The following is a 22,378-nucleotide window of genomic DNA, read 5'->3' as shown; positions in this document are numbered from 1 at the left end:
AGATTTATCAACAATTTCAATGCAAAAATTGAGTCAAACCCGGCTGGGGCGCCAGGTTTCCTGCCGTGCGCGCCAGTCAATTCCCTCCAGCGACAACGCATGTTGATGCCCCTCCTGGTGAGGCTGAATGATTCTCAGATCGAGTTGATGAATGGTACGGTTGCGAAGGTCGCGAACCGCGTTGACGACCGCTGGGGAATTTTGGAACAAATATGCTCCGGTTGATTGCTGGTCGATGAGCAGGCGCTTCCGCCTGATTTGAACGTAAATCCAATTGACGGGAATATCGAGCCTGGCGGCAAGTTGTACGGCGCTGAGCAAACTAGGTTCGTGTGTCCATCTGTTGCGCTGTGCCTTTACCTAGATGCCCGCTGCAAGGCGGAGGCGTTGCACAGTGATTGGCAAAACCTTCTCCTCACAATTGGGCGAATGGTGTCCTTCGCGCGTCAGTATTTCAGGCTTCGACATATCCCTGTGTCGCAGACACGGGTATCAGCAAGGTCGATCCACCACGATGTTCAACCTCATACGACGGCGCGAAGTTGCCGCCTCTACGTCCCACCTCACGCATCACATTAAAGGAGCGTCCAAATAACGGATGGCTCGGATCCAGCACCTCGATCTTGTCCGGTGATGATTCGTCAGACTCACAAGCAGGGATATTTCTGTAGACCTTCGAGCAGATAACCGAGCTGCGCCGGTGTGATCACCACCGTGCCGTCAGCGGCTGACGGCCAGATGAAGCGGCCGCGCTCCAGCTTCTTCGTGAACAGACAAGCGCCCTGGCCGTCACGCTAGATAAACCTTCCTCGCTCCAATTTTTTCGTGAACAGGCAGGCCCCCTGGCCATCGTGCCAAACGACCTTGATCAGATCGCCGCGTTTGCCCCAAGGCGGCGCATCCTCGGATGCTTACTTTTGTCCGGAAAGTTTTGGCCGCATTGAACTCATCAAATAAGGATTTGCGCCGCGCGGACGAGCACGCGGCGCTTTTATTCGGCAGGGAAAGCAGCTTCGTCTAAGCCTTTGGCCATATTCGATGAATTCTTGCTCCACAATCTCTGACGGGCCAGCGCCGGCAGGGCAGAGGAGATTAATCCTTCAAGAGGCTTTTGTTCTCAGTCGTCGGCACGTACTGGAAAGTGTCTTGTCCTTGCTCAATGGCCGGACCGGAGCCGCCTTCGTAAGCGAGGTTCCAGCTCGTGACTATCTCAGTGTTGTTGCCGTTGACCTGTGCGTAGCCGGTCCATCCGGTTGCGGAATTGCAGTTCTCCGTCGAATTGTTCCAGCCGACCGAAAATGCGATGAACGTCCCGTTTACCCTTCCTGTTAGCGGATAGGGCGAGTTCTGGCATCCGGTGCCCTGGGCTCTGTTTACATATTGGCCGGAGACATTTCCGAACGAGTCGACTTGAATGATCATCGTCGAGCCGGACTGGTTCTGCCAACTGCTGGAAGCCGATGCGATGCTTGAAAAATCCTTGAAGTTGCTTGCATCGAAAGCAAGAGCTGAGGTTGCTACAGCAAACACAAGTGCTGCAACTGCATTAGTACGGATCATGGTTTTTCCTCCTGATGTGCGCCGACCGTCGGCGATCGTACCGAAGGTTGCATATAAACTCGTAATAATCAATCAATCCGAGTAGCAATTTCCCGGGTTGAGAAAACCGAAAGACGGGCCGCGCGTTGCGTGGCGCGGCCCGAGAACGAGCATCAGGAGTGAAGACTTACACGATGCAAATTACGAACGGGATAGCGCAACGCTAATATTTGACCATCATTGGAACGGACAAACTGCATGGCCGCAACCCCGAGAGCTACCTCACGGACGTCCTAACCCAGATCAAAGATTAACCGGTAGATAGGCTTGAAGACCTGTTGCCGTGGAATATGCTTCCGACGGTCTCCACTGCGCAAAAGGCCGCCTGATGGCTCGTTCGATGCATATCTGCACGATCGAAGACGTGGCCACCATGACCGGCGAGAACCTCGAACTGCTCAGAGAGATCGTATCCATCCGAGCAGGGCCGCGGGATTTTGGGCGCCGCGCGTAGTAACGTCGGTTCATGGAGATCGGATCGAACTGCACGGAGATCGGGTGAGAATCGGCGCCGACGGTACGCCATCACATGACCGCGACAGACCCGATCATCCGCCAACACTTGCCGATCGTGCATGAGGCGATGCATCACGTCACCCATATGACCGTGCGCAACCGCGGCACCTTCGGCGGCAGCGTCGCGCATGCGGATCCAGCGACCGAGATGCCGATGATGACACGGTTCCTCGGTGGGACGGTCATCGCCTCCTCTCAGCGCGGCAGACGCGAAATACCTGCAGCCGATTTTTTTGTCGGATCGCTGGTCAACTCGTTGGAACCGGACGAGTTTGTAATTCGCGTCGAGCTCGACGCGATGAGACCGGATGCCGGATGGGGATTTGAGGAGTTTGCAAAACGCCACGGGGACTTCGCACTCGCTTGCTTTGCGACGACGCTGCATTGTGTAGATGGCAGGGCGTCTGACGTTCGCGTTGGCATGATGGGCGTTGGTGAAACCCCGCTGCGGCTTGAAGAGATCATCGAGGACGGATGTTTCCGAGCCGGCTCTCGATACGGTGGCGGATCGCCTGGCTGGAATCCTCACGCCCAACACGGATATCCATGCCTCTGCAGATTACCGCAGGCATCTCTCAGGCGTCCTTGCCAAACGGGCCCTTCGCGCCGCCTGGAGCCGCGCGAACCACGAAAGGCTTCAAGCAAGATGAGTGAGAAGACGATCACCGTCAGCGTCAACGAAGCGTATATGACGCGCACGATCGAAGCACGAACGCTGCTGAGCCACTTCCTGCGCCAGGATCCTTTGCCTGACCGGAACCCATGTCGGGTGCGAACATGGCGTTTGCGGTGCCTGCACCGTCATTCTCGATGGAAGGAGCGCACGCTCCTGTCTGATGCTTGCAGTGCAGGCAGACGGGAGCGAAATCGAAACCATGGCCAGGGAAGCGTCGATACTCGGACGAATCCAAGAAGCGTTCCGCCAGCATCATGGCCTGCAATGCGAATTTGTAGGCCCAGTTTCATCGTTGGCGATCATCGACCTTCTTCGCCACCATCCGCTGGAAACCGATGATAAGATCAGGGAAGCGCTCTCAGGAAACATCTGTCGTTGTACGGGCTATGAAAACATCGTCAACGCCGTCCGCGAACTGGCTAGCAAGAGAGGACCTTAAGATGAAGATGCATTTTCTCGAGGCCGGCCGCCTTCGTATGCGCCGGTCCATCTACGTCCCTGGGGCGCTGAAGGAAGAAGCGATTGAATTGCCGGTTCACGCCACCCTGATGCGCCATCCCCAAGGCAACGCGCTGTTCGATAGCGGATGCAATCCAGAGGCCGCCATCGATCCAGGCGCGCGATGGGGTGGGTTAAGCAAGGTTATGACCCCGATCTTTTCGCCAGAGCGGACGGTCGTTCATCAGTTGAAGACTCTTGCTCTCGATCCCGAGGACATAGATGTTGTGATCTGTTCACATCTGCATCCCGATCATTGCGGCTGCAACGCGTACTTTCGGCGCGCAACGATCCTCTGCCACGAAGCGGAGGCGCAGGCCGCCACGGCAAGCGGTGCAGAAAATCAAGGCTATCTTCGAGGAGAATGGGACCAGCCCCAGGGTTTCCAGACCTTCAATGCCGAGCATGACGTCTTTGGCGACGGGCGCATCGTCTTGCTGCCCATGCCGGGTCATACCCCCGGAATGACCGTCGCCCGTGTCGAGCTGGAAAAAGATGGTTCATTTATACTCGCTTCAGATGCTGCCCCGCTCCAGGCGAGCGTCGACACCGGTATCGCTCCGAGAAATACTTGGAACATCGAACTCGCCGCAGAGGCACTCGCTCGCCTGAAAGCTCTTCGGGAGCGGGGAGCTTCTATCATTTTCGGCCACGACGACGCGCAATGGCAAGAGTTGCGAAAGGGTGTGGAGTTCTACGAATGAGCCAGCAGGACCATTCCGTCGAGCTGCGGCCCAAACTTGTCGGCAAGCGGGACAAGCGCACCGAAGATCCACGTCTGCTGACGGGTGTTGGTCAGTATGTCGATGACATGGCGCCGCGGTATGTTGCATATCGCATTGCGACGCTCCGACCAGCCACATGCCCGAATCCTGAACATCGATGTCGGCGATGCGTTCTCGGTGCCCGGCGTCGTCGCGATCTATAACGCGAGCGACCTGGAAGGAGAGATCAAACCTGCCATACCGACCTCGCGTATGCCTGGTTATTACGCCACCCCCATATGGCCACTTGCACGCGGGAAAAGGTGGCCGTTCTATCGGATCGTGTCCCAGTACGTGGCGTAGGTGACGGTAGGGAGTAAAGCCGAGCGCCCGCGCGCTTCTCGTTGCGCTGTAGCGGGTGACCGGCTTTGCGGGCGGCCATCAGTGTTTTTCCGCTAGGGTCGGGTTGTTCAAGACCAACCTGACGGAAAGATCACCGATGACCAATGACATGATGAACGTGCGCTCCCTTGTTGAGAAGAGTGCCGATGCAGATTTGTTGCGTGAGATGATCGGTCTTGCTGCCGATCGGCTGATGGAGCTGGAAGTAGGCTCGGCTACGGGTGCAGACTTCGGTGTGAAGAACTCGATGCGGCTCGCACAACGCAATGGCTACCGTGACATCGGGAGACGCGGGCTGGCACCGTCGAGCTTCGCATTCCGAAGCTGCGCAAAGGCAGCTACTTTCCGAGCTTCCTTGAACCGCGCCGCATGGCAGAGAAAGCTCTGACGGCCGTTATCCAGGAAGCGCATATCCAGGGAATCTCGACTCGTTCTGTCGACGACTTGGTCAAGGCCATGGGTATGAGCGGCATCTCCAAAAGCCAGGTGAGCAGCCTAACATCGGGACGAACGCAATCTGCGGGGCGAAGGTGGCTGCGACGGCCATCCTCATCAGCGGCTGGAGATAGATCAGATAACCGCCCACGGTGACAAGGATGCCGATCTGGAGTAGCGGCTCGGAGATGCTGGTCCCAACGAAACTGCCCACCGGTTCCGCTTCCGCAAAGACGATCGACAGCTCAACCCCCTCGAGCGTGGATTCCGATGGCGGCGTCTCGGCCCGATGCAGAACGCGCGCCCCGAGCCAAAGCGTGCTTTTTTCGCCCACCCAGCTTCTTTAGAGGTTGGAGGTGAATTTATCGCGCCCTTCAACACTGCGACCGCGAGATAGAGGGAGACGAGAAAGAGAAGAGACCGGTATGACGCTTGCTCGGTCGCCTCATTGACGATCCGGCGCTGGAGTTCGAGAGGCGCCGCGCCGATAACGAAAAGAGCCAGGGACAGCCCTGCGACCAACGCCTGATGACGCCTTCCCATCAGCCAGATGAAGCCGAATAGTTCGGAGAGCATCGAATCCGTCGCGCCATTTGCGGGACGCGGCCGGACAATTAAATCCTGGAGGGCCAGATGTTCATCGCGCACTCACGGGTCAGAGAGAGCGCTCGACGCGCCCGGTTCGGGAGTCGTCGGATGGCCTCACCAGTAGGACGCTCACGACCGTCCCCACCATGAGGATCAGGATGACGAGGAGAAGCCTCGACACGACGGCGTCTGCGATGACCCTGACAAACATGACGGAAACTCCAGGGACGATTTCATAGTTTGAGAGAGCTCACCATGCGGTATCCAGGGTGATGTTGTTTACCACGCCGCCGACGCCGCGGATGCTTTCCGCCGCCACCCTGGCCGCCGAGCATTCCAGCTCCGTCTCGACCTCTCCCCTCAGGGTCACTGCCCCGTCGGAGACGGTCGCATTGACGATGGGGAACCTTATTTCGAACTCGGTTTCCAGGCGGCCACGAACGGCCGTCCCTAGGGCCTCGTCGCCGGAAGCAGTACACTGCCGTCGAACATCGAGAAGCGCTCGCATCAAGTCGTGACGGCTGATTATGCCGGCGAGTCTGCCGTTCGGTGTTTGATGTCGTGGGCCTGCAGGAGTTCTGCGAGCTGGCTCGCGGTTGCGCTCGGGGCGGCGCTGACGACGGGCGTCGACATCACGTCCTTGACGCGCCAGCTTCGGGCCTTCACATAGTCCGCCAGTGCATCTTCGCGGTCGCGCGTATGCGGTACCGCCCGTCTCGCCCAGGATGACGCCACCCGGCGCAGCAGGTCTCCCCGGTGACGATGCCGGTGAGCCGCCCTTCGCCATCGATGACGGGCACCGCGCCGATCTTGCTGGCGTTGACGATCTCGACGGCTTCCCTGACGTTGTGTCCCTCGTCGAGCGTCGTCACGGGGTCGTCATGATGTCTCTAGCAAGCATCGCGCTGTCTCCTTTTCGATCGGACAATTACGGAGCCAACTTGTTGAGCGCATTGACGTGGATCAAGGCAGACACGAAGCCGCGGGAGGCATCCTTCACGCGTCGTCGTCTCTGAAGCCTTCCGACGAAGTGCGGCGTCAGGCTCGCCCGCATTGCAACTTATTGAGGATCGAGGCGTTACGGTTCGGTCTCGTCCTCGCGCGGCGTACCAAATTCTTCCCGCGCCGTCGCAAGGAGTCTTATGCAGCAACCCGTCAAGCTGGTATCCGTCGGCACCGCCGTTCCGCCACATGTCATCGACCAGCGTGACGCGGCGCGAGCCTCGCACACCGCGTTCTCATCGCGATTTGGCGATTTCGAAAAGCTGGCAAGGGTGTTCGAAACCTCGGGAATTCGGCGCCGCTATGCCGTCCGGCCGATCGAGTGGTATCTCGAGACGTCGGGATGGCCCGAACGAAACCTCGCTCATATCGAGGGCGCTGGTGCAATGTTCGTCGCCGCCGCCAGCAAGGCTCTCGTGTCGGCGGGCATTGCAGCAGGCGATGTCGACACGATCGTAACCGTCTCCTCGACTGGTATTGCGACACCTAGTCTGGAAGCGAGGGTAAGCCGAGAACTGGGCTTCCGGGACGATGTCGAACGGGTTCCCGTGTTTGGCCTCGGCTGTGCCGGCGGAGTCTCTGGGCTTTCAATCGGGTCACGGCTGGCGGCATCCCGGCCAGGCTCAGTCGTGCTGGTGGTCGCCGTCGAGACCTGCACGTTGGCATTTCGCATGGACAAGCTTACGAAGGCGAACATCGTGGCGACCGCCCTCTTCGGCGACGGGGCCGCCGCCTGCGTGGTGCGTGCTAGTGAGACCGGTCTGGCCGAGGTCGAACTTGCAGGCCAGCATACGTGGCCCGACACGCTAGACATCATGGGATGGAGCGTCGATCCGGAGGGTCTGGGCGTGATCTTCGATCGTGCGATACCACCGTTCGCCGAAACTCATGTGCTGAAGGGCGTAACGTCCATACTCGCCCGATCAGATCTTGCTCCTGCCGACGTTGACCGGTTTGCGTGCCACCCCGGTGGATCAAAGGTTATCACCGCCTTGGAATCGGCGCTTAAACTAAGCCAGGGAACCCTCGACCAGGAACGTGAGGTTCTCTCGGACTATGGGAACATGTCCTCGCCAACCGCGCTGTTCGTACTCGAGAAGCTTCTTGCGCAAGGACTACCCAGGAGAACTGTCCTGACGGCGATGGGACCGGGCTTCACCCTTAGCTGCCTCTCGTTGACGGCTGCAGCATGACCCGGCGATCATTCTCCAGGACGTTTTAAGATCGCATCGTTTGCAGAACGAACAGGACTCGAAACACGTAGCTGACGCTGCAAAGGCTGCGATTGCCGTGGGACACCCCAAGTCGAAGGCGAGGTTGCCACCTCGCACTCGAATCCTTTCTCTTGCGTGCCGGCGTAGCTGCGGCAGTATGGCTGGTGGTAGTCGCTACCCAATCCGGTCCTCTGTCGCACTAGGAGGAGCGTGCCCAGCGCCAATTCTGGATTTCCGGCAAGTCTTCTCCACGCTCCCGCACGAACGCCCGGTGCTCGTCGAGCTTTGCATGCAAGGCTGCCGTCACATCTGGCACCTTTTCGGCGAGGCCGGGCACGCGCGCGATCGGTCGCGATGTCTATCTGCGTGTATCTGAACCATGCGATCCAGCCATGGCACTGAATGTGCATCGGCAAACAAAAGCGGATTTACAACCAACGTTGTCAGATACGTCTCCCCCAAGCGGGATTGATGTCTCGGGGGCCAGTGTCTCTCGATTACGCCTGTCATCGATCGCCGACCTCGGCAGGCCACAAGGAGTGGGAAACTTTGATCTCCTACGCACTTTGCTCATCGCTTCCCATTCCTAGCTGCATTGAAGCGTATCTGGGGCAGAGTGACTTCAAATAGGCGCTTCAGCGGAGTCCACCGACCGAGGCACTGGATGTTCGCAACCAACTGCCGCTTTTCCGGAAGATGATGAGTTAAGGTGGCAGGAAACGGAATAAGACTGGTTGACGAGAAGCCCGGGAAAAACAACAGAAACTGGTTCGAAAGTTCTTGTTCGTTCATCAGCGCTTTTTGTTGGATTGTGAGAGCACGGATCCTGCCAACTGCTTGGTAGCAGTGCTGTATTTCGTGCTCGATAGAACCTGCGAAGCCTTGTCCTCCATCGCAGCTCCTGTCTGCTTTGAGGTGCCCGCCTGCAAGGGCTCTGTTGCAAGATCGACTCCGACTATGTCCTGATGTACCCGGCGATCCGCCCCGGCAGCTACGTCCTCATTTCCGTGACCGACACCGGCACCGGAATGACGTCCGATGTGATGGAGAGGGCTTTCGACCGTTCTTCACCGCGAAACCGACGGGCTCGGGAACGGGGCTTGGGCTGAGCATGGTCTACGGTTTCGCAAAGCAATCCGCAGGGCACCTGCAGCTCTACAGCGAACTTGGCGAAGGGACGACGGTGCGCCTCTTTCTTCCACGCGCCGACGCCGGAAAGGATTCTCATCCGAACGAGCAGCGGGCTGAGGAAGCCCCGCCTCGGGGCACGGAAACTATCCTGGTGGTCGAGGACGACGCGAGAGTTCGCCGAGTGACGGTCAGCCGCCTGCAGACGCTTGCCTACTTCGTGATCGAAGCTACGAACGGGATCGACGCGGTGAAGGAGCTGGAGGCGGGGCATGACGTAGCGCTCCTGTTCAGTGATGTGGCCATGCCGGGAATGAACGACGACGAACTGGCCCGGAATGTCCGGGAGCGCTGGCCGAGGGTGAAAATTCTCCTGACGTCGGGCTTTTCTGAACCCCATGCCGCGGACAAGGAGATCGAAGCGGGCGCCGGCTGGCTGAAGAAGCCGTACACTGCATCGGAGATGTCGACCCGTCTCAGGCTGCTGCTCGCCACGAGGCCTAATAGCGATTCTGCTCGACAGCAGGATTTCAATTTAGAAAAATCAAACCCAAACCTCAATCGCGCTGCCGTTGCGGGGACTCATATCTTTCTTCGCGGAAGATCCCAGCCTACGTCGCCACCCAAGGTCGCTCTCCAAGAACATCAATGGTCGCCTTGTGCTCGCGACGGAGGCTCTGCAACGGGTGGTGCGGAATTTCGTTCCGAAGACGAGATCTGCGCGCAAGTCGATCAAGGAAATTGGGCTCTATGCGAAGGGCGCTCAGCGGCGCCCTTGCTGCTGAGTGTGGGCAGAGCAGTAATGTCTAGCCAATCCCGATATTCGATCACCCGACCGTCAGTCGGTCGTCGAGAGTGCTGATCCCTGGAGCGGACCATGCAGCGCGCTCCGCCGCCTGCCGTTCCGACCAGGTCTTCACCTTGCCGGAGAGGATTACCTTTCTGCCTTGGACGTCGATTCTGATTGCATCGGCCTCAAGAGCGGCGTCGCGCTGGAAAGCATCCTCGATGCGTTTCTTGACATCCACCGCCGTAATATGCGGCTTCAGCTCCACTAGGTTGGACACCCCTACTACGCCGGCGAGATCCCGCACGGCGTCGTAGGCCGCGTTCTTTTGATATTGCCACTCGACCTCTCCCCGCAAGGTGATCCACCCTTTGAGGACCCGCACCTGCACCGAATCCTTTGGCACGGAAACGTTCCAGTCGAGCATTTTGACAGCTCGCCGGGCGATGTCGTCGTCGTCTGTTTCCTTCGGCCCGAAAATCCGGACCTCGATATCGGCAGCTATTCCGCGCACGCCCTTGACGCGACTAACCACGCGCTCTGCGGCTTCTTTCTCCGCGTAGGAGCGCACGTGACCAGTCAGTGTGACGATCCCGCTATCGACCGCGACGCCGATATCAGCCGCGTCGATGCTGGGCTCGAATTCCATTTCGTCGAGAATGTTCTGTCTGAGTTGAATGTCGTTCATGACAACCTCCTTCAGGTTTGCGACGTGCCGATCGTGACAGCGCCGCAGATTTTCGTCGTTGATCTTCATCAAGCACGAGAGCGACCTTGGAATTTCAGCGGACAGAACACGGTCTGCGGGCTGCTACTGGGTCTGCACGTCAGCGGCCACGAAGAGGCGGTGGCCGTTCCTCACGACGGTGATGAGAGCACGGGCATGCTCCTTCACGAGTATTGAGAGGAGTTGCCCGACGTCCGTCACCGGCTGCTGGTCGAGAGCGACGATAACGTCGTCCGGCTGCAGGCCGGCCTGTGCCGCGACCGAACCCTCGGCGACGACGACGACGCGGGCGCCGGGACCATGGAGAGTTCGCCATCTCGGCGTCGGCGAGAGGGCCGCGGGCGATATGAATGGTACGCGAAGCAGCCGGTTCGGCAACCGGTGCGTCGGACACCACGGGAAATGCTTCTATCCTTCGGCTCGCGCGGTCGATCTGGAAGGACGGCTTGGACTGCAACGGTAGCGATCCCACAAGCCTTCGAACGTCGGACGCGCCGCGCACCGTCCTTCCGTCGACCATCCGAATGACGTCGCCCGGCTGAATTCCTGCATTTGCCGCCGGTGAACCCGGAAGGACTTCGCTGACCAGCGCGCCCGCCCCTTCATCGACGCCGAACGCCTTTGCGAGACCGGGCGTCAGGTCCTGCGTTAAAATTCCCACCTCGCCGCGTACCAACTTGCCGGTCAGGATGAGCTGCCGCATCACGATGCCGACAGTCTCGGCTGGGACCGCAAAACCGATGCCGATGCTTCCTCCGGCGGGGCCGATGATCGCGCTATTGATCCCGACCACGACGCCGTCCTCGCTTACAAGCGCGCCGCCCGAATTGCCGGGATTGGTCGACGCGTCCGTCTGAATGAATCCTTCGTACCCCTCCGATCCCACGGCACGGCGCCCAAGCGCGCTTACGATGCCCATCGTCGCGGTCTGGCCCAGGCCGAAGGGATTCCCGATCGCCACGACGACGTCGCCGACGTGAAGCGAGGACGCGCTTCCAAACTCGGCTTGAACAAGATGATCAGGTGGAATTTGAACGACAGCGACATCCGTCTCGGGATCGGCGCCGACAAGTTTCGCCTGGAAGCGTCGGCCGTCGGAGAGCGCCACCTCGATTTTTGAGGCGCTTGCTATGACATGCTGGTTGGTGACGATGTAGCCGTGGACCTCGTCGATGACGACACCCGATCCGGCCGATTGGAAGCTGTGCTCTGCCGGCGCAGCGTCGTCAGGTAGTCCGAAGAACTTTCTGTAGAAGGGATCAGCAAGCGTTGCATCCGCGTCGTCGAGTTCCCTGCCCTGCACCGAGATGCTGACGACGCTCGGCACGACACGCTGGAGCATCGGCGCGAGCGACAGGCTGTCTGCAACGGCTGGAGCCGACAATAGGCTCTCACCTGCGATGAAGAGCGCCGCCAAGGCGAGCAACGAACGCGACATCTCTGATCTCCTTGCGGAAGCGCCGCCGGTTGTCGGCGGACGTCTTGACGAAGAAGCTTTTGTGTAGCGCAAGCAAAGCGCATTGATCCTTGTCAAGGGGAACATCGGCTACGGAACGATCACGGCGGCTCCAGAGACACGGCCTGCGCGCAGATCGTCGAGAGCCTCGTTCGCATGCTCGAGGGGGTAGACGCTGGTGAAGCATCTGACCCCTGCCGCCTTCCCGATCGAGAAGAATTCCGCCCCGTCGCTCCGCGTCAGGTTCGCCACCGAGACGACCCGCCGCTCGCCCCAGAGCAGACGATAGGGCATGCTCGGAATGTCTGACATGTCGATGCCGCCGCAGACCAACGAGGCCGGACGGAAGTTCACGCTTGATCTTGGCGCCGTCTGGACCGGGTTTTCCGGTGAAAGGCCGCCGGTGCCGCTCGACGCCGCCATCATCTTCGCGCCGGCCGGCGAGCTCGTGCCAATGGCGCTCGACGTGGTGCGGAAGGGCGGAACGGTTGCCGACCGGCAAAGATCTCGTCTTGAATCAGAGCGCCCGCGCGAAACGCGGGTGCGAGGTGAAATTAGATGTGGCGCTTGGATATAGGCCGCGTAGATATGGCATGTGGTGCTCCGATTGTGGGATGCGGGTTCGGCTCGAGCATCGACGGTCATTCCGTTCTGACTGCACTGCGTCCCGACACGGCCGTGACGGCAATGCCGTAGAAGACATGAGGAGAGCCATCGGGCATGGGGAACTCCTGGGGCTTTATAGAGCCGATTTCCCACCAGTCCGAATACTTTTGGAGAAGACCACGCGTGGAGCCGTTCGCTTTGTCGCGCCTCGCTGTCAGGAAATTCCTCGAACCTGCCTTCGACGACGATGCTCGTCCACCCGCCGGCGCTCGAACGCTGCTCGATGTGTAGGCAGACCTTGTCGTTCCCCGCATCCAGTCGAGCTTCTTGCCGGGCATGGTGAAGCTATAGGCGACGCCGTTGGAAAAGGCGAAATAGATCGCCGCCACGTAGAGCTGCCCATCCTTGCAGCATGCCAGATGACCGAAACGCTCGTTCTCCAGGATGCGGTAGCACTCACCGGGGTTGATCTCCGTCAGATTGATCGTCATGGCCGTGTCCTCCAGCTTCGATGAAGGCGCGATTATAGGAGCTTCATTGCGCCGCGGCCTTGACCAAGCGCAATGCGAACTCTCTCAGCGGCATGCATCATGACGGAAGTTTAACCTCAGGAGGCAAGCATGAAGCCGCAGTTCCATCTCCCGTTGTCGACCTATCCCGACGCGAGTTCCTTCGCCATAATCGACAATGCTATCGGCCTCGCTAGGCAGAATGACGCCCATCTCGTCGCCAGTATCCCACAAGTCCGGATCCCCCAGGTCCATCCGCCCTTTCCCACCGTTATCGATGTCGAGACATGGCGGGGACAAGCAGAACGGTATAGCCGGGACAGCGGGACTTCGCTGCGGGGACACATCGCCGACGCTATTTCGGAAACTGGCTTCGAGGTGCGAATCCACGGATTCGAGGTCAGGGAACCGTTCGTCTATGAACGCTTTTCTGAAATTGCCAAGTGCTACGACCTTTCCATCGTCGAAGCCTCGGAGCTCTCCCGGCAACTCTCCGAAACGCTGCTATTCGGAAGCGGCCGTCCGCTCGTGCTATTTCCAGCCACCAGCGTCTACTCTCGTGTGGACACGATCGCCGTCGCCTGGGACGGCAGCGCCACCGCAGCGCGCGCCCTTTCCAGCGCACGGGTCTTCATCGAACGCGCGATCAAGGTGCAGGTCATCTCGATCACCGACGACAAGGAGATCGACGAGGCGAACCGCGCCCTCCTGATCTCTTCGTTGAAGCATTCGGGACTCGACGTGGATGACGTATCGATCCAGGCAGGCGGCGAGACCGCGACAGGCGCCATCCAATCGGCCGCGCTGGAACGAAAGGCGGACCTTCTGGTCGCGGGCGGATTTGGCCATTCGCGGCTTCGTGAGTTCATCCTCGGCGGCGTCACTCGAGAACTTCTCGTCAAGGCCGAGCTACTAGTGCTTCTCGCCCATTAGAGGGCGCGAAGGGCGTTTAGAATGACCGCGACGTCGATGGCCTCCTAAAGCAATGCCCCGCCGACTGGCGGAAGGTATTGAAGCCGGTCTTCGAGCGTGATCGTGCCAGCCGGCGTGCCGTCAAACACTACCTTGACACGCATTGCGCTGCCTGACCCGTTAGGCGTCTCCTCCGACGCCGACGCGCACGCCATCGACGATTCCGGATCCCGCGGTCTCGGTCACCTCCGATGGGCGGCTCACTCCCAACCCACGTCTATGCGCCTCGTCCACCAGCGCGCGTCCGACCACATGGCCCGACGCCTGGTCCAGCGAGGCGGCCAGCCGCAGGATCCTGTTAGGATGCTCCGATCCCTCGATGTGGCCGACTTCGGGCTGTCCCGCGGTGAGCGTCCCCGTCTTGTCGAACACCGCCACGGTGGCCTGGACGAGTGCCTCGAGAGGTCCCGCACCCTTCACCAGAACGCCCTCCTTCGCAAGTGCGACGGGTACGGCCAGGATCAACGGACAGGGCGTGGCGACGACCAGCACGGCCACGATCCTTGACAGGTCTCCGGACATGAACGCCGAGACGCCTGCAATCGCTACCGTGGCGAACAAGAACCACACCGAGAACCGGTCGGCCAGTCGCATCAGCTTCGCCTTGGAGCGCCTCGATGCTTCCACGAGCCTCACTATTCCGGTATTCCGGCATAGGTGCTGTCTCGGCGCGACTTAGAACGCGGATTTCGATCACGTCCCCCTCGTTCGTAGCGCCACTTGAAATGTTGCCATCCCTCGCGATGCGCACCCTTAAAGGCTCTCCGGTCAGGACCGCCTGGTCGATCGTCGCGACTTCGCTGACGAGAGCCCCGTCGGCCGGTACGACGTCGCCCTTGCGTATCAGGAGCACGTCGCCGACCGCGATCTTCTCGATTGACCCCCTTGCTATGTAGATCAGCGCTTCGCCTGCCCGGCGCTGGCCGGGGCCAGATCTGAGACCGTGCGATGCAGATATTCGGCACAGGACCCCGCAGGACCATATTCATCTTCATTGTCTTCACGACTTCGAATCAAATCAACTGCTTAGCCTTGAAAGACGGCCTATTCTCCAAACGGAAGTTCAATTTCTTCGCCGTTTCTTTTTCCGCCCTCGGTCAGGACCGTGTTGAGCCGCTCGGCATCTTGTGCTGGCAGCATTCCCGCCCCGGTTCGAATACCTTCTCGCCATGTAGGCCCGCGCCTCCATGCTTCGTTGTAGACGAGCGCCAAGTCGGTAGATCGCCTTGTCTGCTGCAGCGCTTCGAAGAGCAGCGCAGCTTGTCGGATGTCCTTCTCACGCTTCGCCGGCCCCTGCCCGTCCGTGTTTCGGCGGCTGGCGACTATTAGCTTGTGGACGGCATACCGGGACGGATCAGGGACGACGACCGGAACACCGCTTCGGTGGAGCAGCATTGTCCTGACGGGTTCCCTTATGAGGAAGTCGAGAAAGCGCAGTGGATCCGCGCTGGCGCCACCAAGAGCGGGCATCTTCGCCGGCTGATCGATGTAGTCATCCGAACCACGGTTCGACGTCAGGAACTCAACCCTGTAGCCGTCGGCATTCTGAAACGCTGACGATACCGCGGCTCCCGATCGATGTGGAACTGGACGAAAGCTGGCGTCGACGCCCTGCAGCAACTCAAGGATCGGAGGCAGACTATCTTCGACCTCCCGACTGATGGCATAGTCCTGGGCGATGTCAGCATCGCCGGTCAGGATCGCAGCCATGGGAAGACGGACACCGAGCAGTCCTGAATAGCACTGAAAGGCCACCGTGCCTATGAGAATACCCCGGAGCCGAAAGAGACCGCCATCGGCAAGAGCCTCGACGATATCGCCCGACATGGCGTCAGGGGCGATCATCCCGCCTTCGCGGGTCAGGGTATTTACCAAGCGCCTGCGAGCGCGTAGATCGTCCTTGTCCCGCTTATGATCAGCTACGCGCTGTGCGATAACCGGATCATCAGCGGAACCGACGTAACGACGTTTCGTACCACCATGTCCATCCGGGATGTCGAAATACCAGTACTTGCGCCCCTTGATGTTTGCCGGGGTGAACCGACCCTCCGGAGGGAAATCGGCCGTCCAAGCGGCGTCGAGCGAGCGCTGACCGAGCTCAGCGAGCATCGTCTGATACATGAGGTCGATGGACTTCATAGCTCGACTCCAGGGTTATACTGTTTTTCAAAAACAGTATAACGGTCGTGAGGATAGGTCGCAAGATAGGATGCCGCCTCTATCGCCTTGAAAGGACACCTGCAACAAGCTTAAAAGGCAGGCAGCGCGTCACGCTCATCGTTCAAACCGCTCCAGCATTTTTCTCAACTGCGCGTTTTGCAACGTTAGCTTTCTGGCCAGCTGATCCCTGAGCATCCTGATCTCGTCATCGAGGCTCATCCCGTTTGCAGTTTGGATAAATTGGGGATCGTCTGCAATCGCCACCGCTTCCTTGCTGCGGCTCCTTTGCTCGCGCGGTGCGACTCGGCAATTCGCTTGAGCCTAGCGGCATCATTCGCAGCGGTGACGTCGAAACCAGTACCACCTGATATAGCGGGATCAGCGACCTCCACGATTTCGGCAACTTCGCCGTCGACCTTGTCGTGGACATCGCTTTCGGCTTCTTCGGAATGCACAGGCTTGAGGGAAATTGCACCGGGTTGACCGTGACGAGGTAGCTCCGCGCCTGCCGGCCGACCATCGCTATTCAGGCTGTCCTCGGCAGGCGTTTCAGTCGGACCAGAACTAGGCAACGCCTCCGGCGAAACCTTCTCGGTCGAGCCGCTTTCTCGCTTTTGTTCGCGTCCCGGTGAGACCAGTCGGGCAAGAAATTTCCAGGGAGACGCCATCTATCCGACCTCGCGTTTTATCCCGCAAGCAGGCAGTAAGTCTTCATTCCGGCAACAGCTCACCGTCGCCAAATTTTATCTCTTGATAAGCATGGAAATGCGGCCGGCGATTGACCAGCTGCTTTTATCAATCGAGCTTGAGCCGTTTGCGCAGATCGGCATTTTCAGCGCGAAGTTTTTCAGCCAGAAGCTTGCGCAGCCGCTGATTTTCCTCTTCTAACTGCAGGAGGTCCGCCATTTCATCGATCGCTGTCATCGGCGCGGCAGGCGCCGGCTGCACAGCCTTTGGAGCGCGGCGCACCGGTGCGCGTTTGGCACTCGCCGCAGCTTCGACCACCTTTGTCTTGCGCCCTCTCCTCTTCACACCACCGGCGCCGGCCAGAGCAGCTGCTGGCTCTGCCGTAGTGTCAGCTGACGCGGTTTCGAGTGCCGCGGCTTTCTTGGCCCTGGGTTTGCGCTGTTTCTTCGGCGTAATTGGCGTTTCGACAACGGCCGGCACATCGGCACTGGTTGCAGTATCAGTCTCGTCGGCCATGCTCGTCTCCTGTGTATCTGATGCAGTTGTCGACGGCTCAAGAGGCGGTGTCAACAACGACTCAGCCTGATCTGGTTTTGGTAGAGAAATTTCGCTGTTGGATTTGCCACTCTGAGAGCTATCCGACAGAAACGGCATTGCCTCTTTGTCTAGGTCGCGAGCGACGGATTTTAGGTCCACGTTGCCCCAGATCGAGTTCGACCTAGTATCGAGTTTTCGTCTGCCGCTTTTGTACTCGACGGCAAAACTGCGTTGCACTTTTTTCAATATAAAAGCCCTTGAAAAATTCACGGGATGATTTGGTGATGGGGTGGTGTATCCGAAATAACGATTACCGGACTGCCCGTCTATAGCCACGCTCGAATGTCCACCTCACCTTTCCAGGAGCAGAATTCGTGGCCAGTCGAATGGGGGATGAGACGGGTGAGGCTACATTGGCCCTGAACGAAGTCAAACCGTACTGATTCAAAAGTTGCACGTGGGCAACTTATCGGCGAGCTTCCTTGTTGTGCATCGCCGGAGTCTTAAAAGATTTTAACTGCCGAACCCTCAATCGAAGAAGCAATGCGCCTGTCAACCTTGTCTTTCTTTGCTCGCCTGCCGGGCCAGTTCCCTTCGATCCATTATGCGATCCTAGACGCACAAATCGGAAACAAACACAGCACAACGCTCGTGTCTGCTGCAATGCCCAACTTCCTTAAGGGATGAACCCCACCCAACTCCATCCAATTGCACTCAGACTCCAGCCGCAGCCGATTCCGACGGTTCGGCTCACCATCCTGAAGCTTCAAGTCTGCGCGCCCATTGGCTTGCCGCATTCGCGGCCACCCAGCAAGCGAGCGTGCGAGGGGACGCGTGCCTCAGGGCGAAATTTGGCTCCCTCGGCGGGTCCAAGGTGTCTTGCGTGTCGCCCTCACAGAACGGAACCAGCCAAGGTAGGCGCCCTTGAGAGGCTATTTTGCCAGGCGATGTCGATTGAGCGGATGGGCGGCAATCAAATCCAAAGACTTCACATGTAAGGCCTTGGTTCTGAGTGTGGGACTTGGGCCGTCGCTTGACGCCGGCTTAGCTTTTGGGGGGAATGATGAAGGTCACGCTGCTTAACGCCGGAACAATGCCAGCCCTGCTGAATCGCCTTATTGGCGACCATGATGAAATCCAGATCGCAGTAGCTTGGGGATACAATGGGAAACTGGCCGATCGATTGATGGAAAACAAGGCGAAATTTCGCTCCGTCACCTTCGGTTTAAACGGCTTTGCGACCTCACCCGATCTTGTTGAGCGGCTAATCGGCACCAAGAATGCCTTCATCGCCAAAGCAGACAAGGGGATCTTCCATCCCAAGCTCTATTTGTTTCGAACCGGAAGTGAAGCTGAAGCCATCGTCGGAAGTGCCAATTTCACGAAGGGCGGCCTCGGCCTGAATCACGAGGCTTGCCTGCACATCGAAGGCTCTGCCAACAATGAGATTTTCGACCAGATACAGAGTGAGCTTTCCGGCTATGATGCACTGAAACAGCCTGTCACCAAGATACTTGCGGATAGCTATCGTCGACAATTCGAGGCCGCTCGAAAGCGGCGCGGCCAGCGCGACCCAATCCTTCCCGACGACAAGAAGAGCGGGAAGGGGCTCATCTCGTCCTTGGCCATGATGAGTTGGGACGAATTCGCGCGGACCGCAAAACTCGACCCCCACCATCATTTCAAGCGCCGCATGAGACTACTTCGCGAAATTCAGCGCCTTTTCGCAAGTGCCGGCCGGTTCTCTGACCTTTCAGTGACAGAATGTAAGGGGATCGCCGGCACGCTCGGCAACGCCGAGAAGGAAGCCGTAGGCCTTGGGGGCCATGATTGGGGCTGGTTCGGCTCGATGGGCGGTAACGGCGACTTCGCCGGTCTAGTAGCGAAGCAAGACCGCCAGCTTGGCGCGGCCTTGGACTGCATCCCCCGGAAAGACCCGGTAATGCTGGAGGATTTCACGGAATATTGTCGCAGATTCCGCAAAGCGTTTGTGGATGCCAAAGCCCATCACATCGGCGAATACCCTACCGCGACGCGGCTTCTCGCCATGAAACGTCCGGACACGTTCGTTTGCGCGAACGGGAAGAACAAGGCCAATTTGGCGAAAGCCTTAAATTTCGCCCCGACAACACTTGCGTTGGAAAATTACTGGGATCGAGTCATTGTGCCGATCCAGTCATCGCCTTGGTATAACGCACCGCGCCCAGACGGGGATGATAGCGAGTTGTGGGATTATCGAGTCGCCATGCTTGACACGATCTATTACGACGAACATGCCTGACCACGCTTACCTCAGCATCCTGACGGCCATGCCGGACATCGATGGCCACCCCGCCCCAAGTCACCTGTGGGGTTGATGTGAGTCGCTTCACCTCCTTCTTCGCAATCTCGACACCGGTCGAACAGGGCTTCGCTCAGTCCGACTGCAATCGGGAAACTGATTGCACCCACAAAATACCGAGCCGTCACGATTGTGGATTTCGATGATCTGGCCCACTAGGCAGGTAGGACACTGGCGTAAAACAGCCCCTTCGGTCGTCTCGAAGCGGACCTCAGCGCCCGCGATCTCGCAAAGTTCGCGGATGTATCGTGACGGCTGGCGGCTGTTGGTGACGATGTACACGCCGCGGCTGGCGCGTGTCAGCGCAACGTAGAACAGGCGCCTTTCTTCGGCGTAGGCAAACGTTTCGGGGCGGGGTATCACCAGATTAAGAAGTTCGTCGTCTTCGACCCGGCTCGGCACACCGTAATCGCCTTCGCTGACATCAAGCAGGATCGTATAGTCCGCTTCGAGTCCCTTCGCCCGATGAAACGATTGGCCGGAAACCTCGATGTTCGCAAAGGACGGTAGGGTTCCTTGAAACGGGTCAACGTGATTGTATCGCCACAGCACCAAAACCTTGAGCGTGGTGCCTGGTGCACTCCGCCATTGCGACGCAATATCATCCAAGAACGCATCAAGCCGCTCGAGAATGCGATGACAGGCCAACCCGAAGTCTGGCCTGCCACCTTTGCCATCGATGGGTATCACCCGTATCGAGCGAGGTACCGCAGCACGTATCGAATGCACCGATTTCGTGATCTGTTCCGGATTCCGTTGGACGAACTTCGCGGCCGTCTCCGCAATGAGCTGGTTGCACCGATAGGTCTGCTCAAGGCGCCCCTGCCAACTGGCTCCGAAATTCGCCTCGAACTGCATGAAGATCGTGATGTCAGAGCCAGCGAAGCGATAGATCGACTGCCAGTCGTCTCCGACCGCGAACACCTTGCTGAACGCCTTCTGCTGCTTGAGCGCCTTGATAAGGTTGGCCCGCGGCTCGGAAATGTCCTGGAACTCGTCAACAAGGATCAGAGAATACGGGCTTTGATATCGGCCGGTCCGGATCAGACTTACAGCATCGGCGATCATCGAGTCGAAATCGATCCGCTGGGATTCTTCGAGTCTCCGGGAATATCCTTGCGTGATCGTCCACACGACGCGCGCATAGAGCTTGCCACGCTCCTTGTCGTGCAGGGTCTTGGCGCGCTCGAGCAGCATTTCGAGCGTCAGATGACTGGCGCGGATATGCTTGATGCAGGTGGATATAAGCTTGTGATAATGCTTGATCACGACCGGCTCGAGGGCCTTAGTGATTTCTTTATAGCTCTTGCGCTCGAAGGGCATGGCGCGCCGTGCCAGTTCCGCTTCAAGAGTGCTGAGCATCGTCTCGCTGCTGGCCTGCGCCGAGGTGGTCTCGAAAAAATCGATCTCTTTCCGGCGATACGCCTGCCGTTTGCTGTCGGCGTGTTGGACATAATCTGCAAAGGGCGAGGTGCCGTCGGCGTCGAGCGCAAAGTGCTCATGCACCGTGTCGGTCAGCGGATAGTAGAAATCGGGATGCAGGTGTCGAAAGGTGCCGTCCTCATTTTCGATCTTGATCTGCCGCTCGTATTCGAACGCGACGGAGTGCAGCCATAACCAGTTGGCGATCTTCTGTTCCTGCAACGATTTGACGGTCACTCCGGAAAGCGAACCTATCGTAGCGGCGCCCTTCCTGATGCGATCCGACACGTAGCGGCGAAAATCCATCTCGACGTCGAAAACCGCGGCCGGCATGTCTGCTTTGGGATGGACCACAAGCAGGTCGCTCCACAATCTGGCAAACTCCAGATCTGTCTCGACAAGGCCTCGGATGATCTCTTCTATTACCTTGGTCTCGCCGCCAGGATGATCTACCCAGTTGGCAAGCTGGGGCGGGCGTCCCTCCACGTCTTCAATTATACCGCGTCCAAGCGCGTGAAACGTCGTGACGCGGCACTCCAGCGCGCTTTCCTCGACCCCGAGCTGTCTCGCAATCCTGGTCCTGAGTTCATCGGCGGCGCTTTTATTGAAGGCGAGAAGCAGAATCTCGTCTCGTCGATAGAGCTTCTTTTCCAACACATAGGCTACCTTGCCGACCATGGTCGCCGATTTGCCGGAACCGGCGGAGGCAACCAGCAGATTATTGTCGTCCAGCCGGATACAAGCCTCGCGTTGCTGATCGGATAGCGATCGCCCATCGAGATGGTCGAAGAAATGCTGGAATTCAAGCAGCTCAGACCTGACGAACGCTTCATTATAGGCGTGGCGAACGCTCGGGTCGGTCAGCATTGCGAACGAAGCCGGTAAAGACTTCTTGAGCCCGACCGGCATGAGTTGTGGATCGAGAAGCGGATGAGCGAGCGCCGCGGCGGCATTGCCGGGCACGCTCGTGATAGCCTGTCCAAGATCGGCTTGCGCGAGATATTGCCGGTTGCCTGCTGTGATTTCTCGAAGTTTGGCATCGACATCGAGCAAGCGCTCTCTCTCGTTGCCGATGAGGCCAAAGAGGTAGGCGTTGATGAATGCATGAACGTCTGCGACTAGTTGTGCCGCAGATTCACCCGTTAGCCCTGACAGGGTTTCCGTTCTGTTGCGTGTGCGGACCTCGACGGCATGCCAGAGGAGAGCCTTGCTAGTGGAAACGGATACGATCTCGAGGCAGCGGAACTCTTCGTCGCCATCCTGACGCAGCCGGACGCTTTCAGGTCGCCCCGAGTCCAAGGTCAGCTTCCAGTTTCTTGAAGAGAACAATCTCGCAAGCAAACTGGGGCGATATGTACGCGCCCGGCCAGAGAACAAGTTACTTAGAGCCACATCCGATATGCCCAGAACAG

The 22,378-nt window shown here is 58.7% G+C and carries 18 protein-coding genes and 11 pseudogenes; 11 read left to right on the top strand and 18 right to left on the bottom strand.

What is annotated here, in order from left to right:
* Window positions 1-33: 33 nt before the first annotated feature.
* The 3 genes and pseudogenes from CO666_RS30380 to CO666_RS30365 all read right to left on the bottom strand — a co-directional run bounded on the left by CO666_RS30380 (window position 34) and on the right by CO666_RS30365 (window position 1,560).
* Window positions 34-321: a hypothetical protein gene (locus CO666_RS30380; protein WP_008534161.1), complete on the bottom strand. Its 288-nt coding sequence runs from the start codon at window positions 319-321 to the stop codon at window positions 34-36.
* 326 nt (window positions 322-647) lie between these two features.
* A pseudogene (gene tnpB / locus CO666_RS34940) lies at window positions 648-875 on the bottom strand (IS66 family insertion sequence element accessory protein TnpB); the annotation flags it as partial.
* A gap of 217 nt (window positions 876-1,092) precedes the next feature.
* Entirely contained in the window at window positions 1,093-1,560 is a 468-nt protein-coding gene (locus CO666_RS30365) for an avidin/streptavidin family protein (RefSeq protein ID WP_004674376.1), read from the bottom strand.
* Window positions 1,561-1,769: 209 nt separating this feature from the next.
* Between CO666_RS30365 and CO666_RS35160 the strand changes: the two are divergent.
* The 6 genes and pseudogenes from CO666_RS35160 to CO666_RS30340 all read left to right on the top strand — a co-directional run.
* Window positions 1,770-1,928: pseudogene (locus CO666_RS35160) on the top strand (transposase domain-containing protein); the annotation flags it as partial.
* A 200-nt stretch (window positions 1,929-2,128) separates the two neighbouring features.
* Window positions 2,129-2,347: pseudogene (locus CO666_RS34745) on the top strand (FAD binding domain-containing protein); the annotation flags it as partial.
* 604 nt (window positions 2,348-2,951) lie between these two features.
* Window positions 2,952-3,230, top strand: a complete 279-nt coding sequence (locus tag CO666_RS35075; RefSeq protein ID WP_008534159.1) for a (2Fe-2S)-binding protein — start codon at window positions 2,952-2,954, stop codon at window positions 3,228-3,230.
* Between the two features lies 1 nt (window position 3,231).
* Window positions 3,232-3,993 (top strand): N-acyl homoserine lactonase family protein, encoded by a 762-nt coding sequence (locus CO666_RS30350; RefSeq protein ID WP_004674371.1) that lies wholly within the window; start codon window positions 3,232-3,234, stop codon window positions 3,991-3,993.
* Window positions 3,990-4,314 (top strand): annotated as a pseudogene (locus CO666_RS30345) (xanthine dehydrogenase family protein molybdopterin-binding subunit); the annotation flags it as partial. The gene CO666_RS30350 and the pseudogene CO666_RS30345, both read left to right, overlap by 4 nt.
* Before the next feature lie 178 nt (window positions 4,315-4,492).
* Window positions 4,493-4,893 (top strand): annotated as a pseudogene (locus CO666_RS30340) (transposase); the annotation flags it as partial.
* On the opposite strand, the gene CO666_RS30335 reads toward CO666_RS30340, so the two are convergent.
* From CO666_RS30335 to CO666_RS30320, 4 genes are all read right to left on the bottom strand, one after another.
* Window positions 4,844-5,164 carry a hypothetical protein gene (locus CO666_RS30335; RefSeq protein ID WP_008534157.1) on the bottom strand — a complete coding sequence of 107 codons (321 nt, stop codon included), beginning with the start codon at window positions 5,162-5,164 and terminating at the stop codon, window positions 4,844-4,846. The pseudogene CO666_RS30340 and the gene CO666_RS30335 sit on opposite strands and share 50 nt — an antisense overlap.
* A gap of 321 nt (window positions 5,165-5,485) precedes the next feature.
* On the bottom strand, window positions 5,486-5,629 hold the full coding sequence (locus CO666_RS34330; RefSeq protein ID WP_016737394.1) for a hypothetical protein: 144 nt from the start codon (window positions 5,627-5,629) through the stop codon (window positions 5,486-5,488).
* A gap of 39 nt (window positions 5,630-5,668) precedes the next feature.
* Window positions 5,669-5,926 (bottom strand): BON domain-containing protein, encoded by a 258-nt coding sequence (locus tag CO666_RS30325; RefSeq protein ID WP_008534156.1) that lies wholly within the window; start codon window positions 5,924-5,926, stop codon window positions 5,669-5,671.
* 154 nt (window positions 5,927-6,080) lie between these two features.
* On the bottom strand, window positions 6,081-6,290 hold the full coding sequence (locus CO666_RS30320; protein ID WP_008534154.1) for a CBS domain-containing protein: 210 nt from the start codon (window positions 6,288-6,290) through the stop codon (window positions 6,081-6,083).
* A 270-nt stretch (window positions 6,291-6,560) separates the two neighbouring features.
* Between CO666_RS30320 and CO666_RS30315 the strand changes: the two genes are divergently transcribed.
* Window positions 6,561-7,613, top strand: a complete 1,053-nt coding sequence (locus CO666_RS30315) for a type III polyketide synthase (RefSeq protein ID WP_008534153.1) — start codon at window positions 6,561-6,563, stop codon at window positions 7,611-7,613.
* Window positions 7,614-7,833: 220 nt separating this feature from the next.
* Here CO666_RS30315 and CO666_RS34325 read toward each other — a convergent pair whose 3' ends face one another.
* Window positions 7,834-7,971: a hypothetical protein gene (locus CO666_RS34325; RefSeq protein ID WP_257784652.1), complete on the bottom strand. Its 138-nt coding sequence runs from the start codon at window positions 7,969-7,971 to the stop codon at window positions 7,834-7,836.
* 774 nt (window positions 7,972-8,745) lie between these two features.
* On the opposite strand from CO666_RS34325, the gene CO666_RS30305 reads away from it, so the two are divergent.
* Window positions 8,746-9,624 (top strand): response regulator, encoded by an 879-nt coding sequence (locus CO666_RS30305; RefSeq protein WP_016737392.1) that lies wholly within the window; start codon window positions 8,746-8,748, stop codon window positions 9,622-9,624.
* Here the strand turns inward: CO666_RS30305 and CO666_RS30300 are convergent.
* The 4 genes and pseudogenes from CO666_RS30300 to CO666_RS30290 form a co-directional block, all read right to left on the bottom strand.
* Complete coding sequence (locus CO666_RS30300) at window positions 9,590-10,237, bottom strand: BON domain-containing protein (RefSeq protein WP_008534151.1); 648 nt, start codon at window positions 10,235-10,237, stop codon at window positions 9,590-9,592. The two genes, CO666_RS30305 and CO666_RS30300, sit on opposite strands and share 35 nt — an antisense overlap.
* 123 nt (window positions 10,238-10,360) lie before the next feature.
* On the bottom strand, window positions 10,361-10,654 hold the full coding sequence (locus tag CO666_RS34730) for a PDZ domain-containing protein (RefSeq protein ID WP_245436896.1): 294 nt from the start codon (window positions 10,652-10,654) through the stop codon (window positions 10,361-10,363).
* A gap of 94 nt (window positions 10,655-10,748) precedes the next feature.
* Window positions 10,749-11,618 (bottom strand): annotated as a pseudogene (locus CO666_RS34725) (S1C family serine protease); the annotation flags it as partial.
* Window positions 11,619-11,822: 204 nt separating this feature from the next.
* Window positions 11,823-12,065, bottom strand: a pseudogene (locus CO666_RS30290) (alcohol dehydrogenase); the annotation flags it as partial.
* Between the two features lie 16 nt (window positions 12,066-12,081).
* Between CO666_RS30290 and CO666_RS34720 the strand changes: the two are divergent.
* Window positions 12,082-12,222 (top strand): annotated as a pseudogene (locus tag CO666_RS34720) (alcohol dehydrogenase); the annotation flags it as partial.
* A 151-nt stretch (window positions 12,223-12,373) separates the two neighbouring features.
* On the opposite strand, the pseudogene CO666_RS30280 reads toward CO666_RS34720, so the two are convergent.
* Window positions 12,374-12,829, bottom strand: a pseudogene (locus CO666_RS30280) (pyridoxamine 5'-phosphate oxidase family protein).
* 129 nt (window positions 12,830-12,958) lie between these two features.
* Between CO666_RS30280 and CO666_RS30275 the strand changes: the two are divergent.
* Window positions 12,959-13,780, top strand: coding sequence for a universal stress protein (locus CO666_RS30275; RefSeq protein ID WP_008534144.1), 822 nt, complete (start codon window positions 12,959-12,961; stop codon window positions 13,778-13,780).
* Window positions 13,781-13,857: 77 nt separating this feature from the next.
* On the opposite strand, the pseudogene CO666_RS35070 reads toward CO666_RS30275, so the two are convergent.
* From CO666_RS35070 to CO666_RS30255, 4 genes and pseudogenes are all read right to left on the bottom strand, one after another.
* Window positions 13,858-14,696: pseudogene (locus tag CO666_RS35070) on the bottom strand (HAD-IC family P-type ATPase); the annotation flags it as partial.
* Window positions 14,697-14,863: 167 nt separating this feature from the next.
* Window positions 14,864-15,958 carry a nucleotidyltransferase family protein gene (locus CO666_RS30265; protein ID WP_012489416.1) on the bottom strand — a complete coding sequence of 365 codons (1,095 nt, stop codon included), beginning with the start codon at window positions 15,956-15,958 and terminating at the stop codon, window positions 14,864-14,866.
* 135 nt (window positions 15,959-16,093) lie between these two features.
* A pseudogene (locus CO666_RS30260) lies at window positions 16,094-16,647 on the bottom strand (hypothetical protein).
* A 127-nt stretch (window positions 16,648-16,774) separates the two neighbouring features.
* Complete coding sequence (locus tag CO666_RS30255; RefSeq protein ID WP_008534132.1) at window positions 16,775-17,449, bottom strand: MreC domain-containing protein; 675 nt, start codon at window positions 17,447-17,449, stop codon at window positions 16,775-16,777.
* A gap of 817 nt (window positions 17,450-18,266) precedes the next feature.
* Between CO666_RS30255 and CO666_RS30250 the strand changes: the two genes are divergently transcribed.
* A complete protein-coding gene (locus tag CO666_RS30250; RefSeq protein WP_164736484.1) occupies window positions 18,267-19,484 on the top strand; it encodes a phospholipase D family protein in 1,218 nt (405 codons plus the stop codon).
* A gap of 87 nt (window positions 19,485-19,571) precedes the next feature.
* On the opposite strand, the gene CO666_RS30245 is transcribed toward CO666_RS30250, so the two are convergent.
* On the bottom strand, window positions 19,572-22,265 hold the full coding sequence (locus tag CO666_RS30245) for a UvrD-helicase domain-containing protein (RefSeq protein WP_097603444.1): 2,694 nt from the start codon (window positions 22,263-22,265) through the stop codon (window positions 19,572-19,574).
* Window positions 22,266-22,378: the final 113 nt, after the last annotated feature.

Source organism: Rhizobium chutanense, assembly GCF_002531935.1.
Lineage (GTDB): Bacteria > Pseudomonadota > Alphaproteobacteria > Rhizobiales > Rhizobiaceae > Rhizobium > Rhizobium chutanense.
The sequence above is the reverse complement of the archived record's forward strand: the minus strand, read 5'-3'. Positions and strand labels throughout refer to the sequence as shown.